The organism is Lysinibacillus sp. BSL11 (genome assembly GCF_052928325.1).
This window is the reverse complement of the sequence record NZ_JAVGCX010000004.1, coordinates 233,231-249,889: the sequence shown is the minus strand read 5'-3', so window position 1 is coordinate 249,889 and position 16,659 is coordinate 233,231. Positions and strand designations below refer to the sequence as shown.

The following is a 16,659-nucleotide window of genomic DNA, read 5'->3' as shown; positions in this document are numbered from 1 at the left end:
TTATTTTGTTTCTACGTAAATCGCTACTGGAAGGTTGACACCACCAGCATGTATTAGTTCTAATTCAATCGTTTCTTTTGAACCCTTCATCTTGAAATCTGGTAATTCAACATACTCTGCCCCAACTCTTAAAGAAGGCACTAAATACACTTTGCCATTCACCTTAATCGCTCCGCTGTATAATCCTCCTCGACCAGCCAACTTCAGCTTAATCGTTTTTGTAGAGCCTGTTGGATTGACAACAGGAATGGATACTTTATAGTTCATACCGAAGTGACCTGGGTTTCCTACAGCACCATTGATTTGAGAAAATGAATTTTCAGCCGTTTGTAAATGGTCTGTACGGCCATTAGAAATGTTATAGCCTACCTCAGGAGTATCTACTGTATAGGCTGGTAGCTCTGCTAGAATTGTCGCACTAGGCCACGCACCCCTTGGATGCTTCGCATACTCATCAACCGCAACCTGTTCCGATTGGATAGTTGTTAAATCTGTATTATCTTTCGAAAGCACTGTACGAATCGTATACTCTGGCTTTCCACCATTGACTGCTTGAATATCTAAATCATGTAAAAAACCGATAATATAATCATAGTGTAAATCGTATGTTTCAATGACCTTTGTTTCCCCTGGTGCAATGACAATACCACTACTTTCTGATTTTTGAAGCTTGTTATTTAAAGTAGCGTCCGCAATTGTCAAGCCAAGGTCATGACCTACCCAGCTATTACCCGTTTTTTGGCTAATGCCCTTCGAGTCAGTTACTTTAATGCTCTCTGTCGTTGACTTGTTTTGAACGGTAATCCCAAGATTGACATCCGTACCTAATGTGTTGTAATGCCAGCCAAAGATGCGATGCTTATTCGTTGCCGCAGTTGGTTTCACATCATATTGTGCGAGCGTAGCATTATTCATTGGTACAAGCTTACGTGTTAACGTTTCAGGATTATCACTAATAAATAAATCACGATCCCCCTCTAAACGAGCAGAAGGAACAGCCTCGGGTGATGACGTCGTGCCATATGATTTATCAAGGAAGGGGCTTGTGAACATATAACGGTAAACATAAATATACATTTCTTTTTTCTCTGTGATATAACGTAAATTTCCGCCTAGTGCATCCACAAGAAACTTAGCAGGAATGTACATTTTGCCCTTTTGTATAAATGGCTTTTCGATCATTGTCACTGCTTCGTTATTAACCAAAGCCTGATTGCTATTATCATTGAAAATAAAGCTCATCCCACCAATTAACAATTCAAAAGAACCATCAGGTTGCCAAGTACCAGATGAATCATCTAAATAATCATAAATATAGCTAGCAGGTAAATAGGTTCTTCCATCCTTTGAAACAATCGGATCTTTCATGACAATACGCTTGTTATTGATATGTAAGATATATGGGTCTTCCTGCGGTGGTGCTGTTGTTTCATCTGATAATGTAATATCTACTGATTGGGTAGCCTCATCCCAATTTACAACACCATCAAAGTTTTCGCTGACGAAACGTAATGGCATGTAGGTACGATCTTTATACATAAATGGCGCAACATCCATTGCAACCTCTTCTCCGTCTATTAAAGCAGTCATCGAATCGATCGTTAAATCAACCATCTTACCATTGCGAATTGCCGATGCCGTCAACGTTTCCTTATCCCAATCCACACTTGCACCAACCGCTTCATACAATGCACGCATTGGTAATAATAAGAAATCCGATTTATTTAAAATAGGATCGTTGACTTGAATCGTCTCTCCATTAATCGTAATCGAAACATTGTTTTTTATCTGAATTCCATTATTACTAGTAGCTGATGCAGACCCTTGTCCTGGCAAAATCGTAGCCAACGCAACTGCTGATACAATACATGTAGTCCTTAGTTTCTTAAACATCTTAATCTCCTTTTTCCTCTTACAATAGTCTTTATCATCTTAACACGAAAAACCCCTAAAATGTGGGATTTATATCGAAAAGAGTAGAATTCGGTACTAGAGTGCTAGCCTTTCTCCTTCGAAAGCTTCATATAAAGAAAGGGGTTTTTCCAATTTGCACGAACAATTTCTATAAAACTCTTTTGGTTCTAGGCATGAATTGTTTATTTTTTATAAGTACCCCAAACTTTTCTTTAAAGTAGACTTATTATCGAATAAAAAAGTTACAAAACTGTTAAACACTTTTTGAAAAAGTTAATTTCTTAGATGACATAATGTGACAGGCTTTTCTTCATCATTTATACTGAATCTTAAGATTGGAGGACTTACAGTATGGATAATATTACTTTACATATTTTAGAAGGAATATATAATCATGAAGAACCTAAATTTTACGATTTTGATATAGATAAAGATACGTTCGGAGAGATAGTGGAAGAAATGCAACATGAAGGTCTTATTTCTGGAGCAAAAATTTCTCGTGTGGGGTTAGAGAATAGAGTAGCAGTAGTTGCTCTTCAAGATGTTAAGATTGAATTAAAGGGGCAAAATTACATGAACAATAGTAAGAAAATCTCATCTTTATAATGCTTTAAATTGATATTTATAGAAGATCTATACATCCCATGGGTTACTTTTTGCTCCTATAGTTTTTAAATATAAATAACAAATAGCGTCTCTAAGTATAAAAGAGACGCTATTTATAGTAAAAGAGTTTTAAATAGCAGTTAAAATAACATCAATAACTTTTTGCTGCTCTTCAATAGTCATTTTAGTATCTGATGGTAAACAAATTCCATTAGCAAATAATTCTTCACTTACAATTTGATCTTCACTATGAGGGTAGAAATCACATTCAGCAAATAACGGTTGCATATGGAGCGGTTTCCATACAGGGCGCGCTTCAATATTTGCTTTAGCAAGTAAATCAATTAATTCATAGGGTGTTATTTTGACTTTCTCAGTATTCAATGTCATTGTTGATAGCCAGCGATTAGAAAAGGTACCTTCTAGTTCTGGCATCATCATAATCCCATCAACACTAGAGAAAGCTTTTTCATAGCGGTTAAATATTTCACGTTTTTGCGTAATACGTTGATCTAACACTTCAAGCTGTCCACGACCTATCCCTGCGACAACATTACTCATTCGGTAGTTATAGCCAACAACACTGTGTTGATAATGTTTGGCTGCATCACGTGCTTGGGTTGCTAAAAAGCGTGAATGCGTTATCAACTGTTCATCTTCTGAGACAAGCATACCACCACCAGAAGTAGTAATGATTTTATTTCCATTAAAAGAATATATACCTAATTTACCAAATGTACCACTATACTTTCCTTTATATAAAGAACCTAATGATTCTGCCGCATCTTCTATAATTGGAACATCATATTCGTTACATATTGCCATTAACTCGTCCATACGTGCACATTGGCCATATAAATTTACGATAATCACAGCTTTAGGCAATGTATCATTTTCTTTTGCTTTATTTAATGCTCGTCCAAGTGCCTGTGGCGACATATTCCATGTAGATTCCTCTGAATCGATAAAGACTGGTGTCGCACCTAAATAAAGAATTGGATTGGCACTAGCGATAAACGTAAGTGTTGAACAAAATACTGTATCACCAGCTTGAACACCCAATATATCTAACGCAAGGTGAATTGCTCCTGTGCCTGAGCTTGTTGCGGAAGCTGCTTTTGCATTTACATATGTAGCTAATTCTTGCTCAAAACCATCGACATTTGCTCCAAGTGGTGCGATCCAATTGGTATCAAATGCCTCTTGAATATACTTTTGCTCAGTTCCACCCATATGTGGAGAAGAAAGTAGTATACGATTATTCACCAAAAGTCCTTCTTTCTTTTATTATCTTAGCAGGCACTCCAACTGCTGTTACATAATCAGGGATATCGTTAATAACAGCACTTCCTGCACCAATTGTAGTCCATTTACCAATTTGTATTGATGGATTAACAGAAGAACGTGCTCCTATTTGTGTACCCTCATCTACCGAAACCCCACCCGTTAATACTGCACTTGGAGATATATGTGCAAAATCATGTACAATACAATCATGTTCAATAATGCAACTTGTATTTAAAATAACGTGATTTCCGACTATACAATCTGCATTAATTACTACATTTGGCATAACTACTGTACCATTAGCAATGGTAGAAGATGAGCTAACAATAGCCCTTGGATGAACTACAGTACCGTAACATGCTGATGTTAACTGTAATCGTTCTACAATTTTTTTTCTAATCTGATTATGGCCAATGGAAATAACGACTTTTGTTTCTTCATCAAGTATATTTTCAACTGCAGAAATTGGTCCTTTTGTATAGATATCTTCTTGAAAGATCGATTGATATTTATCATCTAATTTTGCTATAACTTGATGACCATTTGCACGAATGCAGTCCTCTATAACTTTCCCATGACCACTATCTCCTATTAAAATATACTTCACTTTTTACATGCCTCCCATTTATTTAGAACCAGTAAATTTCTCCATTGTCGCTTGACCTTCTTGCGAAATACCTTCGCTAACAAACACCTTTTTCGCGGTCAAAAATAAGATTTTCATATCTAACCAGAAAGATTGATTTTCTACATACCATACATCATACTCGAACTTCTGCTCCCATGAGATTGCATTGCGACCATTTACTTGAGCCCATCCTGTAATTCCTGGACGAATTTTGTGTCTTTGAGCTTGCCTTTCATTGTATAATGGTAAATATTCCACTAAAAGTGGACGTGGACCAACAAAGCTCATATCTCCTTTTAGTACATTCAATAATTGAGGTAGTTCATCTAAGCTTAATTTCCTCAATAATTTACCAAATGGTGTCAAACGTTCAGAATCTGGTAGTAATTCACCATTTTCACTTCGCTCATCAGTCATAGTACGGAATTTATAAACATAAAACACCTCACCGTTTAAACCAGGGCGAGGTTGTTTAAAGATTGCTGGGGAGCCCAAGTTCAATCGGACTAGAAGCCATGTAACAAGTATCACAAAACTTAAAACAAAAATCATACAAAAACTCGCCATAAAATCGAAAATTCTTTTCATTTTACACTAAGTGCCCCTCTTGTTTGATACCATCTCCACGAATCTTTACACATATCCTCTAGATGATACTTGGCTTTCCATCCTAGAGCAGTTTCAGCCTTCTGTACATCTGCTATGCTGACAACAATATCTCCTTCTCGACGATCGACTATTTCATAAGGAACCTTTTCACCTGTTACTTTTTCAAAAGTATGAATTAGATTTAAAACTGAATAACCCCTACCTGTACCAAGATTAAATGCCTCACAACCCAAGTTTTTCTCAATATACTCCAATGCTTTCACATGTCCATCCGCTAAATCCATTATATGAATAAAATCTCGAATACAACTACCATCTTTAGTATCATAATCTCCACCAAATATTTTTAAACTATTCTTCTCTCCACTAGCCACTTTTAATATATGAGGCATTAAATTATTAGGTACACCAAATGGTAATTCTCCTAGTTTGCCGCTTTTATGAGCACCGATTGGATTAAAGTACCGCATTAATGCAACACTCCAACCAAAATTGGCTGCAACAAAATCACATAATATTTCTTCAAGCATAAGCTTCGTACGGCCATAAGGATTCGGTGCAGAGAGTGGTAAGTCCTCTTTTAAAGGTGGCCAATTTTCGTCACCATATACAGTTGCTGAAGAGCTAAAAACAAGTTTTTTCACCTTGAATTCTTGCATTATATCTAATAGATTTAGTGTGCTAATAATATTGTTTTGGTAATACAAGAGCGGTCTCTCTATTGACTCACCAACTGATTTATATCCTGCGAAATGAATAACTGACGAAATATTATATACCATAAAGACATCTCTTAAAGCCTCTTTATCTAACATCTCTACTTGTAGAAAAGGTACTTTTTTTTGTACAACCGTTTCTATTCTTTGAACTACTTCTACAGACGATTTGGATAAATTGTCGATAATTAAGCAGTCATTTCCTTGCTCTATTAGTTCAACTATTGTATGGCTCCCTATAAACCCTAATCCACCAGTTACCAAAATTGTCATCTCTTCACCTGCTTTACTAATTGACTGTAAATAGTTGTATACTCTTCAATGACATTATCTAATAAAAACGGCTCTATAAGCTGCTTCGAACGTAACCCCATCTTCTTTCTTAATGATTTGTGACTAAGTTCATTAAAGGCTTTGACTAATTCTGTATCATCGCTATGATTTACAACAAAGCCGCTGTCATTTGATTTAACTAAATCTCTTAAACCACGCGTATTTGTTACGATGCATGGAATTGATTCAACCATTGCCTCCATTATACTTTTAGGCAACCCTTCACGATAAGAAAGTAATGCTACTACATCTGATACTTTTAATAAGGCTGGTACATCTCTTCGGTAGCCTAAAAAATGAATGCCTTCAAGCTGTTCATTAACTACAAAATCCTTTAATTGACGCTCCTTGTCACCTGTCCCAATAATTAAGAGTTCAAACTGTGGAGTATTAGCTTTAATTTTTCGCCAGTTTCTAAGTAAAAATTGATGATTTTTATTTTCATTTAACTCAGCTATGTAGGCAATAGTTATAGCATTATTATCTAAGTCTAATGTGGCTCTTAATTTCTGCTTTTCTTCATCCGTTAGACAATGCTGTACAGTTTCTACACCTACACCATGGACAAGAGAGATTTTTTCTTTCGGCAATAATTTTTGAGCATTTTTAAAATCTTCTTCATTAATCGTAATTAAATGATCTGTCCACTTCGCAGCTAATTTTTCTACTGGATAATAAATGAGCCAGTTTAACATTGGTGCACCTGAAAAAAAATGAAATCCATGTGCAGTATAAACCATTTTCCCATGTTTGTTTTTACGAAAAGCTGCTCTTGTTAATAATGCTGCAACAGGTGTATGCACATGTACTAAATCAAACTTCTCATTTAAGAACAACTGCTGAAGTTGTTTATAGGCCGCAATATTTTGAAAGTTTAATGGGCTTCTTGAAAATGGAATATCAATACAAGTTACATTAATTTTTTCTAAGTTCTTTTTATCTTCGTCTCCAGTACCTGCTGCATACACTGAATAGCCCTTCTTTTGAAAATATTGTATATAAGGAATATGAAATGCTGTAATGTGACGGTATACAGAAGCAACAAAAAGTATGTTCATCTTCTTCATTCCTTTAATCTTTCTTTATATATATTTATATATTTTTGAACTGTGGTTTGAATTGCGTAGTTTGAAACGTTATAGTCACCTTTTTCGTTATTTATAGCTTCTATAATTTTCTTAGCTAACTCCTCTTCATTAAATGGTTCGAAAACTTGCCCACCGATCGTATTCACTACCTCTCTTAAACCCTCTACATCAGAAGCAACAACAGGTAAACCAGTAGCTGCAGCTTCAACAGCCACTAACCCAAAACCTTCCCATTTGGAGGAAAGTACAAAAACATCAGAGGCTTTCATAATAGCTGGTACATCAGTCCGTCTACCTAAAAATAGAATGGTATTACTTCCGTATTTTAAAGCGTATTGCTTAACTTGCTCCATACGTTCTCCATCACCAACAAAAATCACTCGATAGCTAGATGGTAAAAGTTTACTTGCTCTTATCAAGGTTTCATGGTCTTTTTGGTCTCGCATGGCAGCAACCATTAGTATTAATTTTTCATTGTCAGCTATTTTAGGTGATAACTGATGTTTATCAATAGCAGTAGATTTAGAATACTGTAATACATCTATACCATTTTCTATTACTACTGTTTTATTTACTGTATTTGATAGATAATCATTCAGATTTTTTTTAGTATCTTTTGTAATAGCTATTATTTTGTCATACTGAAGATAAAGCCAATAATCTAACCAATACAAAACTTTTTTTTCTCTTCTTTTATTATGCGTGCTGTGTTCAGTTGTTATTAACTGTACTTGTTTGTTTGTTAGTTTTAAAGCAATAGGCATAAATAACTGGGATGCAAATAAGTGTGTATGAATACAATTATAATTTTGTTTAGTAATTAAATTTTTTAACCAAAAAATATTTTTAATGGAGTATACTTTAGATGTAGGACCATAATAAACAGGGATATTAAGTTTTTCAAATTGTTTTCCGAAGAAATTTTGTGTCTTTGTTAATACTGCTACCTCACAAGAAATACCTTGTATCTTCATTTCGTTTACAATGTCCACTAACATTTTCTCAGCGCCACCACTATTTAATGTAGTTATAACATGTAGTACTTTCATAAGAAATATCCCTACTTTAATTTCTATATTTACGCAACATTCTAGCAATATACTTTTTAGGTAATACAAAAAGAGGAAAGAAAGCAAACTGCTTCTTAGAATATTTTAAAGATTTTACCATGTATTCCATTGCTGATTTTCTATTTCCTTCTAGTAGGGAATATACAATTGCCCCTCTATATTTTGTAAGTAAATGATTTATATTTCCTACTTGCAGAATATCTTTCTCAAACTCACATATTATATCTCTTTGATACTGTGCAAATAAATCTACTTTTGTAATCTCTTTATTAGCATTTGTAAGCCTATTACTAGCGTCTTCCAGTACTTTAACGATTACTTTATTAACTACTGAATAACCATGTTCAATTATTATCTTGTACCACAGCATTAATTCCGCACCAATTTTAGAGTCTGGAAAAGCATAATTATATTTTTCACAAAATACTTTTTTATTAATTACATGTACAGTGTCTCCAGTAATTATTCCATCTAAGTATTCTTTAAAATTATACTTCCGATATTCTATGTGATCGTTTAGTTTTGTAGTGGTACATAAGAAATGATATACTGGTTCATCTAAATCTTTATGCTCATAAAAAAAAGTATTTATCTTCTCAAAAGCATCCTCAACAAATACATCATCATCATCCATGATAATTACATGGTTAAATCTTGCTTCTTGTATGCCTTTATTTCTCGCTATACCCGGACCTGTATTCTTTTCTTGGTAAATATATTTGATATCCTTATACTTACTTAAAATGTTGTCTTTATAGTTCAGACTAGAATGATCATCTACAATAATAATCTCATAATTTGCATATTCTTGTTTAATTATAGAGTTAATACATCTACATAATTCATCTTCACGATTATAGGTTGTAATCACAATACTTAAAGGCATTGTCATTTTAAATTCTCACCTCTACTTTGAAAATATCCTCTATAATAGTAGTAACAATATGTTAAAGGTAACATAAATGTAATCCATTCAGATAATTCGGTACTATAAGGATGGAATAAACCGTTTCCTATAAAGTATAGCAACATCAATACAGAACTACTTACTAATATATTTTCTTTTTCATTTTTATTTATTTGAATTTTCATCATAATCTTTGGTAAAAATGCAACCCATCCGAGATAAATAAAGCACATTCCTAACAAACCTAATATTCCAAAGTCCCCCCATAGTTGTAAATAAGTATTATGAACAACCATACTACTCCCATCTTCATAATACCCAACTGTTGTGAATGCTCCTGTACCAATAAAAGGATTATCATATATCTTTTGAATAGCAGTTTTGAACATCATAAATCTAGCCGAGTCTACTAATTCTAACCCGCTTGAAATAGTTGGTGAGTTTAATAAATTTAAAAAACTAACGCCAATCCTAGATTTTAAAATAGAAGGTATTGCTATTACAATTCCAACTGTAAGTATAAAAAACACAATTAAAGGGAATATAATTGCCTTTAGTTTATTTCTATAATTAAATAAAACATAAAATACCACTATAAAAACCGATGTTAAAGCAATAAGTAACATACCTGTTCTTGATCCATCCATATAAATTACAAATAAGCTTAATAATATAAATAAACAATGTTTTAATTTTTGTTTTTTAGGCAACAACAACAAAGCCATTACATTAAAATAAAATCCATAAGTACCTATTTTAACTAACGAACCTGGGAAAGCTAATACAGTTCCCCATCTTCCATCACTAGTCATTAGACTAGCAAAACTTTGAGCTCCCAATAATCCTAAAACTAATAATATAACGTTTACAACTATAGCCGAATTAAGAGCAATATTAATTTCATTCCATCCGAGTTTAGAATAATATATAAAATAATATATAGTTATTAGAATTAAAAATAATTTTATACTTTGGATAAAATTTTCAATCCCTGCGCCTTGAAAAAAACTACCAAAAACCCCTAGCATTACTAGAAGAAAAGCAATGCCAAACATAGGACTAATAATTAACTTTTCTTTTAAAAAACCTCTTATCATAAAAGGAAAAATAAAAAGGAGCCAAGTAATCCAATGAATATATGGAAATAGAGTTATTTTTAAATCCGCACTAAGGGCTAAAAAAATAAATATTACTATAGCTAGTTTTTTCATTTATTCTTCCCTCCCTAAAATGCTAAAAATATGAATATAATAAAAATAGAAATAAATAAATTTACAATTAGAGTAGTCAAAAGTTTTAACAGCTTGAGTTCTTTTAATACTAAATAATCCATAATAAAACTATTGATAAATTGACTCCCCCCCCAAGCTATTCCTATTGAATAGAAATTAAAAGAAGGTAGACCTAAATAGAAAACGGTAATCATACAAACAATAGTTGAACAACTTGTTACAATTACTTCCTTTAATCTTGAAGCAGCCTGTAAAAGTTCATAACTAAGGTTTGTATGAGCATTTAAGCATACCCCATATAACAGCAGTAAAAATAGCTTTAAATCCTTAATCATCAAGAAATTAGATAAAATTGGTGATAAATAATATGCAATTATAAACATTAAATTATAAGCTATCCAACTTACATTAAGATAAGGGGGAATTTTATTTAGTAATTCAAATTTTGTCTCTTTATTTTTTAGCAGAGCTGAAAATCTTGGGAAAACTACCATTCCTAAACTATTCGAAAAAAACCAAACTTTTGTAGCTAAATCAAACATAGATTTATATATTCCTACTTCTTTTAAAGAGAAATTTTTATTCATTAGAAAAGTTCCTAATGCTAAAATAGTGATTTGTGTTAATTGTGCTGCAGATAATAAGGTTGATTGCTGTAAAATTCTCTTGAATTCGCCTTTTTCATATTTGGGTTTCCAACTTCCCGTAGGTAAGGGCTCTAATAATTTTTTAGCATATATAATATCAAAAATCCTTCTAAGTAAAATTATACATATTAAAATAAGAACTGATTGTGTTAATACAACTGTAGAAATTAGAAATAAATGTTTAGAAAGACCCGAGAACAGATTATATTTTGATACTTTTTCAAACTTTTCTTTCCCTATATTAAATGTTATAAGAATTGTTGTAGGTATAGAAAGCAAATAATCTAAGGATACTAGAATAACAATAACACTAATAAAAAAATTACTATTAGTAGGAAAAATAAATGTTGGTACTACAAAAGATAGAATTGGTGTTATAATTAATAGTAAAATAGCTATCCGTATATAAATCCCAATAGCAACCTGCATATTATCACGTTGTTCTTCGATATCTACAGTCTGAGCTATTGTTCTTGTAAAATATTTTGCTACTCCCATTTCTATAAAATATATATAGGAAGAAAGGATAACAAATATTGAATATATGCCATATCCTTCAGCACCTAAAGATTTAACTGCCAAAGGAATAAAGGCTATACCTGCAATGCCATTAATTAAATTTACACCATATACATAGAATAGATTTCTCTTCATATATGATATTCCTTTATAAATTTATTATTGGCAATTTCTATTAACTTTTTCTTTGTACATTCATCCATAGATAATGCTATTTCTTCTAAAAAATTATTTAAATAATAACTAGATAACGGTAATGCAAGACCTATGTGAATGCCTGGAAAAACATGTTCCTTTTGAATCTCTTCTTTATTCAATAATTCCTCATACATTTTCTCACCAGGTCGTAAACCACTAAACTCAATTTTAATCTCATCTTCGTTAAAGCCAGATAGTTGAATTAAATTTCGAGCTAAGTCTACAATTTTAACTGGTTCACCCATATCGAGTACAAAAATTTCTCCATTACCGCCTAATGTTCCAGCTTGTAAAACTAAACGAGAGGCTTCGGGTATAGTCATAAAGTATCTTGTCATATCAGGATGTGTAACGGTTACCGGTCCTCCAGCAACAATTTGCTTTTTAAATAAAGGGATGACGGATCCACGTGAGCCTAGTACATTTCCAAATCTTACAGCTGCAAACTTTGTCTTACTTTTTTTCGCTAAATTTTGCACAACCATTTCTGCTATTCGTTTAGTAGCCCCCATAACATTTGGTGGGTTTACTGCCTTATCTGTAGAAATCATAACAAAATTGTTAACATCAAATTCATGAGCAGCCTCTGCAACATTTTTTGTCCCAAATATATTATTCTTTACAGCCTCATGAGGATTATACTCCATCAATGGGACATGCTTATGAGCTGCTGCATGGTAAATAACATCTGGTTGATATTGTTCTACTACTTCAAAAATTCTCTCTCTATCCTGAATATCTGCAATAATTGGAATCAATTCTGTACCAGTACTTCTTTGTAGTAGTTCCATATGAATTGTATAAATGGAGTTTTCGCCATGTCCTAATAGTATCAGTTTTTTAGGTCGAAAACTCATCACCTGTCGGCAAATTTCAGAACCAATTGATCCTCCCGCACCTGTCACTAGTATCACTTTGTCCGTTAGTTTTTTAGAAATGGCGATCATATCTAGTTTTACTTCATCACGTCCAAGCAAATCCTCAATCTGAACCTCTTTCATTTCATTAACAGCTACTTTCCCCGTCATTACATCTTCAATGCTCGGCATGACTTTTACAGGTAGATCTGTTTTTGCACAATCTTTATAAATGCTTTGTATACCAATACGCCCGAGAGAAGGTATAGCAATAATAATTTCATCTATTCCATAGTTAGCAACAAGTTTAGGAATATTCTTTGTTGTGCCAGCTACTGTTAGATTCATCACTTTAAGCTGTTGTTTACTTTGGTCATCATCTACAAAAACAATTGGTAACCGATCTGGATTAGGTGCATGAAGCAAATTCTTAGCAAGCATTATACCGCCTTGTCCTGCACCAACGATTAACACACGCTTTAAATTAGCCGTATTTCGAAAAGATTCTCGATCATTTAAAACTCGTAATAGAAAGCGTGAACCACCAATCATAATAATGTGAAGCATCCAAGTAATTGCCATCACTCGAAAATAAACATCATTTTTAATGATATATTGAATACAACTAGCTGTAACAATAGAAATTGTAACAGCATATGTAATTGTTAATAGCTCTCGAACTGATGCAACACTCCATATTCGATCGTATAGATGAAAAAAGTATGCAGCTATATGATGACTAACCAATAACGTTACAGCACTTATTAAAATAACTTTATCTGAATAGCCATTAATTGTTGGATGTAATAGCCAGTAACTCATATATATCGCTGATAGTACGATACAAGAGTCAATGATAAAAAATAGCATGTAACGCATTCGATAATTCATATAATGCTTCCCTCACTTATTTCTATTTCACAACTGTACTGTTTCTCCAATAATGTCTAAAAAAAACTGCACACAACCCAAGCATAACTCCAATTACTAAGCCAATAACTAAATTCAACAATTTATTTGGAGAAGATGCATCCTCAGGTAAAGTAGGCTCTGCAATCACTCGAATGAATGGATCTGGTTTGAAGCTATCTAATCCTGTTTTAACTGATTGGTAATTAGCAAGTGTTTTACGATATTCTTCTGATTTTGTTTGAACTTGTGATTGTAGCTGTAGCAGTTTATTTTGTAAATTACCATTAACACTTGATAAAGATGCTGCTTGTTCCTCTGAAATATTTATAACCATTTCTGTATTTAGGATTGTTTGCAATATCAACAGCTTAGGTAGATTGTTGTCACGTATTATTTTATTATATTGCTCGATAATTACCTCAATTTCTTTTGTTAAAGCTTCAGCTTCCATTTTATAAGTAGATTCTAAATTTTGTAATGTACTTTGAACAGACTCATTCATTTTTTGCTTTGTTGCTTCCATTAAAATTTGCAATTGTTGCTGTGCTTTTTTTGGTGAACTAGATGTAAACTTTAATTCAACTAAATTTTTAGTAGGATCAGCATTAACTGTTGCAACTAAATTCTTTTCATTATATTTAGCTTCAACACCTTCATCTTTTAATGCTTGTTGCATAATCGGTTTGTTCTTAATACGTTGTGCATAAATTGCAGGTGTAAATTCAGTCGCTACATAGTTAGACATAATACCTGTATCTTGGACAGCGCTTGCAACTTGTACAATAGCCTTCGATTCATATTTTTCTTCTAATACGTACCAGCTTACAATTCCTGCTAAAAGCATACATACAATTGTCGCTATTGCGATAAAGGCTTTTCCTTTCCAAACAATCTCTAATAATTTTCTTAATTCAATCGTTTCTTCCATTTAGCTGCTCCTTACTTTTAAAAGTCAACGCTAACAAAATCCCGGCAATTACCCACATTACCGCTGAAGTTCCTGGTAAGCTATCATTAAATAAAGATTGTATTAAATAAGCTCCCCAAGCTATCCCTAATATCCAAGAAAATGATTGATTTTGATTAATTGCCCCTTTCAATGAATTTACTAAAGTCATAAATACGATGACAAGTGAGCACAGAAGACCTATTACCCCTGTACCATATAACCAACCAATATACATATTATGTGGTTTATCTATAATCATAGTTTCATCATACATTCCAGCGCGTGCATCAATGCTAAAGTGCGGAAAATTATACATAAATGTATCTAGTCCATAACCGAATAGTGGACGCTGCTCTACCAAATCTATACTTTTACTCCAAATGTATAAACGTCCTGACCCTGCTGATGTATCCCTCTCCGGCAATACAGGCAATTCAAATTTTTCAGCAGCATAAGCCTTTGTAATTACTAGAACTTCTTCTTTATTAAACTTATAAGAAGTAGTTCCAGGTTCAACATAGACATCGTATGGATTATATTTAAATACCAGACCAATAGTTTCATACCATACTTTCGGCACTTGTAAAGCAAGAGTATGAAAAATTGGAACGGTCAATATTAAAAATGTTAAAAAAAGTAGAATACTTTTTTTTGTTGCTTCAGTTTTAAATAAATAAAAAATTAACAGTGGTAATAACACAACTATAGTAATAAATCCACTCGAAGATAAAGACATAAAGACAATCGAGAGTGATGATAAAGCTATTATTATATGCACTATGCTTCTTACTAAACTTTTTTCAAAAAGTGCAGCTGCTATAAACAACACCGTCATTATAGCAAACATTCCACTCATATAGTTCCATTGGTTCAACGTACCAACCAGAGTGGAACCTTCACCAATGTTTGCACCTGCAGGCAAGAATAACATTATTAATTTTTTCACTACTGCATTTTGTAATAGATCATTACCATAAAAATTCATAGTAATAATGAATAGATTAATAATTACAAAAGGATACAATGCATATAAAATGTAGTTTAATACCTTTTTAGGATATTCAATATTCAACGCAATAAAGAACAAGGCTAAATAACATAACCAACTAATAGCGCCATCTGCTCGGTTATATTGGCCATGTAAAGCTATAGAAATATTTGGTGAAAAAATTGTCGATAACACAATTGCTACAGCAAATGCTCCTATTGCATAGTTTAATTTTGTTTTCCGTATCTCACCGTTCATAAATAAAATTTTTGCTACAAACACTACGACAGCTAATATAGTAATAATTAAAATAGTTAAAGCTTTATAGTGCGTAAAAAGGTCACCCTTTGTCCCACCTGTTAGTGCACTTACATTAGTAATCAGCGGTGATTGTACTTCTGTTACACTTGCCATTACGATTAATGGAACAAAACCTATTATTATAAGAAGTAACCCAAAAATCCATTTGTCTGCGGATTTTTGGGATTGTATATCTTCTTCAACATCACGATAGGTAACTTTCTCGTAAAACTTACTCATTGTTCGTACCTTCCTTTAGTTGTAAATTTTCTATTTGAGCTAATAGTGTATTAATATGCTCTTGATAATTTGGAAAATCTTCTAATGTCCATTGTGATTCTTGACAACGCAATAATACTATTTTTGCCTCTTCAAATTTTTCAGCACCAACAAAAATTTCACCCAATTGAATCATGAACCTTGGATCTTCCACTTTATTTGGGTTAATGTCTAATACCTTTTGCATATATATTGCAGCTTTTTTCAGATTACCATTTTGAGCAGTTATTAGACCTGCTACATAATTGGCTACTTCTGAATGAGGATGCTTCTTTAAAACTTCTGAAATCATTAACTCTGCACTATCTAAATCACCATTACCTTGGAACTCTAAAGCTTGATTATATAAAGACTCAGACATCATAAACTCTTCATCTTGTTTACCTGCTAAAACATTTGCCACAATCAGTCCAACAACTATCAATGCGACAATACCTGACAAAATATATTTTTTTCCGGATTCTACTAATGTCATTGTAAGTCTACCCTCCTCGAATTATGTATTTTTGCACATAAGGTCATTATACTATAAAATGACAACCACATGTAGGATGCATTACCAATTATCAATTAAAAACCCCATATATTATTTATAAATACATCAAAATTATAAATAATCT

The 16,659-nt window shown here is 32.8% G+C and carries 15 protein-coding genes; 1 reads left to right on the top strand and 14 read right to left on the bottom strand.

What is annotated here, in order from left to right:
* On the bottom strand, positions 1-1,893 hold the full coding sequence (locus RCJ95_RS06755; protein WP_446722055.1) for a stalk domain-containing protein: 1,893 nt from the start codon (positions 1,891-1,893) through the stop codon (positions 1-3).
* A 372-nt stretch (positions 1,894-2,265) separates the two neighbouring features.
* Here RCJ95_RS06755 and RCJ95_RS06750 point away from each other — a divergent pair, with 372 nt between their 5' ends.
* Positions 2,266-2,520, top strand: a complete 255-nt coding sequence (locus tag RCJ95_RS06750; RefSeq protein WP_446722054.1) for a YjcQ family protein — start codon at positions 2,266-2,268, stop codon at positions 2,518-2,520.
* A 129-nt stretch (positions 2,521-2,649) separates the two neighbouring features.
* Here RCJ95_RS06750 and RCJ95_RS06745 read toward each other — a convergent pair whose 3' ends face one another.
* From RCJ95_RS06745 to RCJ95_RS06685, 13 genes are read right to left on the bottom strand one after another with little or no spacing between them, the layout of a single operon-like run.
* Complete coding sequence (locus RCJ95_RS06745; RefSeq protein ID WP_446722065.1) at positions 2,650-3,753, bottom strand: aminotransferase class I/II-fold pyridoxal phosphate-dependent enzyme; 1,104 nt, start codon at positions 3,751-3,753, stop codon at positions 2,650-2,652.
* Positions 3,754-3,778: 25 nt separating this feature from the next.
* Positions 3,779-4,414: an acetyltransferase gene (locus RCJ95_RS06740; RefSeq protein WP_446722053.1), complete on the bottom strand. Its 636-nt coding sequence runs from the start codon at positions 4,412-4,414 to the stop codon at positions 3,779-3,781.
* 18 nt (positions 4,415-4,432) lie between these two features.
* Positions 4,433-5,023: a sugar transferase gene (locus RCJ95_RS06735; RefSeq protein WP_446722052.1), complete on the bottom strand. Its 591-nt coding sequence runs from the start codon at positions 5,021-5,023 to the stop codon at positions 4,433-4,435.
* Positions 5,020-6,033, bottom strand: coding sequence for a UDP-glucose 4-epimerase GalE (gene galE / locus RCJ95_RS06730; RefSeq protein WP_446722051.1), 1,014 nt, complete (start codon positions 6,031-6,033; stop codon positions 5,020-5,022). The genes RCJ95_RS06735 and galE overlap by 4 nt, the downstream gene beginning before the upstream one ends.
* The gene (locus RCJ95_RS06725; protein ID WP_446722050.1) at positions 6,030-7,151 is read right to left on the bottom strand and encodes a glycosyltransferase family 4 protein; all 1,122 of its coding nucleotides are present in this window, start codon (positions 7,149-7,151) and stop codon (positions 6,030-6,032) included. The genes galE and RCJ95_RS06725 overlap by 4 nt, the downstream gene beginning before the upstream one ends.
* A 5-nt stretch (positions 7,152-7,156) precedes the next feature.
* The gene (locus RCJ95_RS06720) at positions 7,157-8,230 is read right to left on the bottom strand and encodes a glycosyltransferase (RefSeq protein ID WP_446722049.1); all 1,074 of its coding nucleotides are present in this window, start codon (positions 8,228-8,230) and stop codon (positions 7,157-7,159) included.
* A gap of 16 nt (positions 8,231-8,246) precedes the next feature.
* Positions 8,247-9,143, bottom strand: a complete 897-nt coding sequence (locus tag RCJ95_RS06715; protein WP_446722048.1) for a glycosyltransferase family 2 protein — start codon at positions 9,141-9,143, stop codon at positions 8,247-8,249.
* Positions 9,140-10,369, bottom strand: coding sequence for an O-antigen ligase family protein (locus tag RCJ95_RS06710; RefSeq protein ID WP_446722047.1), 1,230 nt, complete (start codon positions 10,367-10,369; stop codon positions 9,140-9,142). The genes RCJ95_RS06715 and RCJ95_RS06710 overlap by 4 nt, the downstream gene beginning before the upstream one ends.
* Before the next feature lie 14 nt (positions 10,370-10,383).
* Positions 10,384-11,691 (bottom strand): lipopolysaccharide biosynthesis protein, encoded by a 1,308-nt coding sequence (locus RCJ95_RS06705; RefSeq protein WP_446722046.1) that lies wholly within the window; start codon positions 11,689-11,691, stop codon positions 10,384-10,386.
* Positions 11,688-13,502, bottom strand: coding sequence for a polysaccharide biosynthesis protein (locus tag RCJ95_RS06700; protein WP_446722045.1), 1,815 nt, complete (start codon positions 13,500-13,502; stop codon positions 11,688-11,690). Before RCJ95_RS06700 ends, RCJ95_RS06705 begins: the two co-directional genes overlap by 4 nt.
* A 22-nt stretch (positions 13,503-13,524) precedes the next feature.
* A complete protein-coding gene (locus RCJ95_RS06695; RefSeq protein ID WP_446722044.1) occupies positions 13,525-14,451 on the bottom strand; it encodes a Wzz/FepE/Etk N-terminal domain-containing protein in 927 nt (308 codons plus the stop codon).
* On the bottom strand, positions 14,435-16,000 hold the full coding sequence (locus RCJ95_RS06690) for an O-antigen ligase family protein (RefSeq protein WP_446722043.1): 1,566 nt from the start codon (positions 15,998-16,000) through the stop codon (positions 14,435-14,437). The genes RCJ95_RS06695 and RCJ95_RS06690 overlap by 17 nt, the downstream gene beginning before the upstream one ends.
* Entirely contained in the window at positions 15,993-16,514 is a 522-nt protein-coding gene (locus tag RCJ95_RS06685; protein ID WP_446722042.1) for a tetratricopeptide repeat protein, read from the bottom strand. Before RCJ95_RS06685 ends, RCJ95_RS06690 begins: the two co-directional genes overlap by 8 nt.
* Between the last annotated feature and the right edge of the window lie 145 nt (positions 16,515-16,659).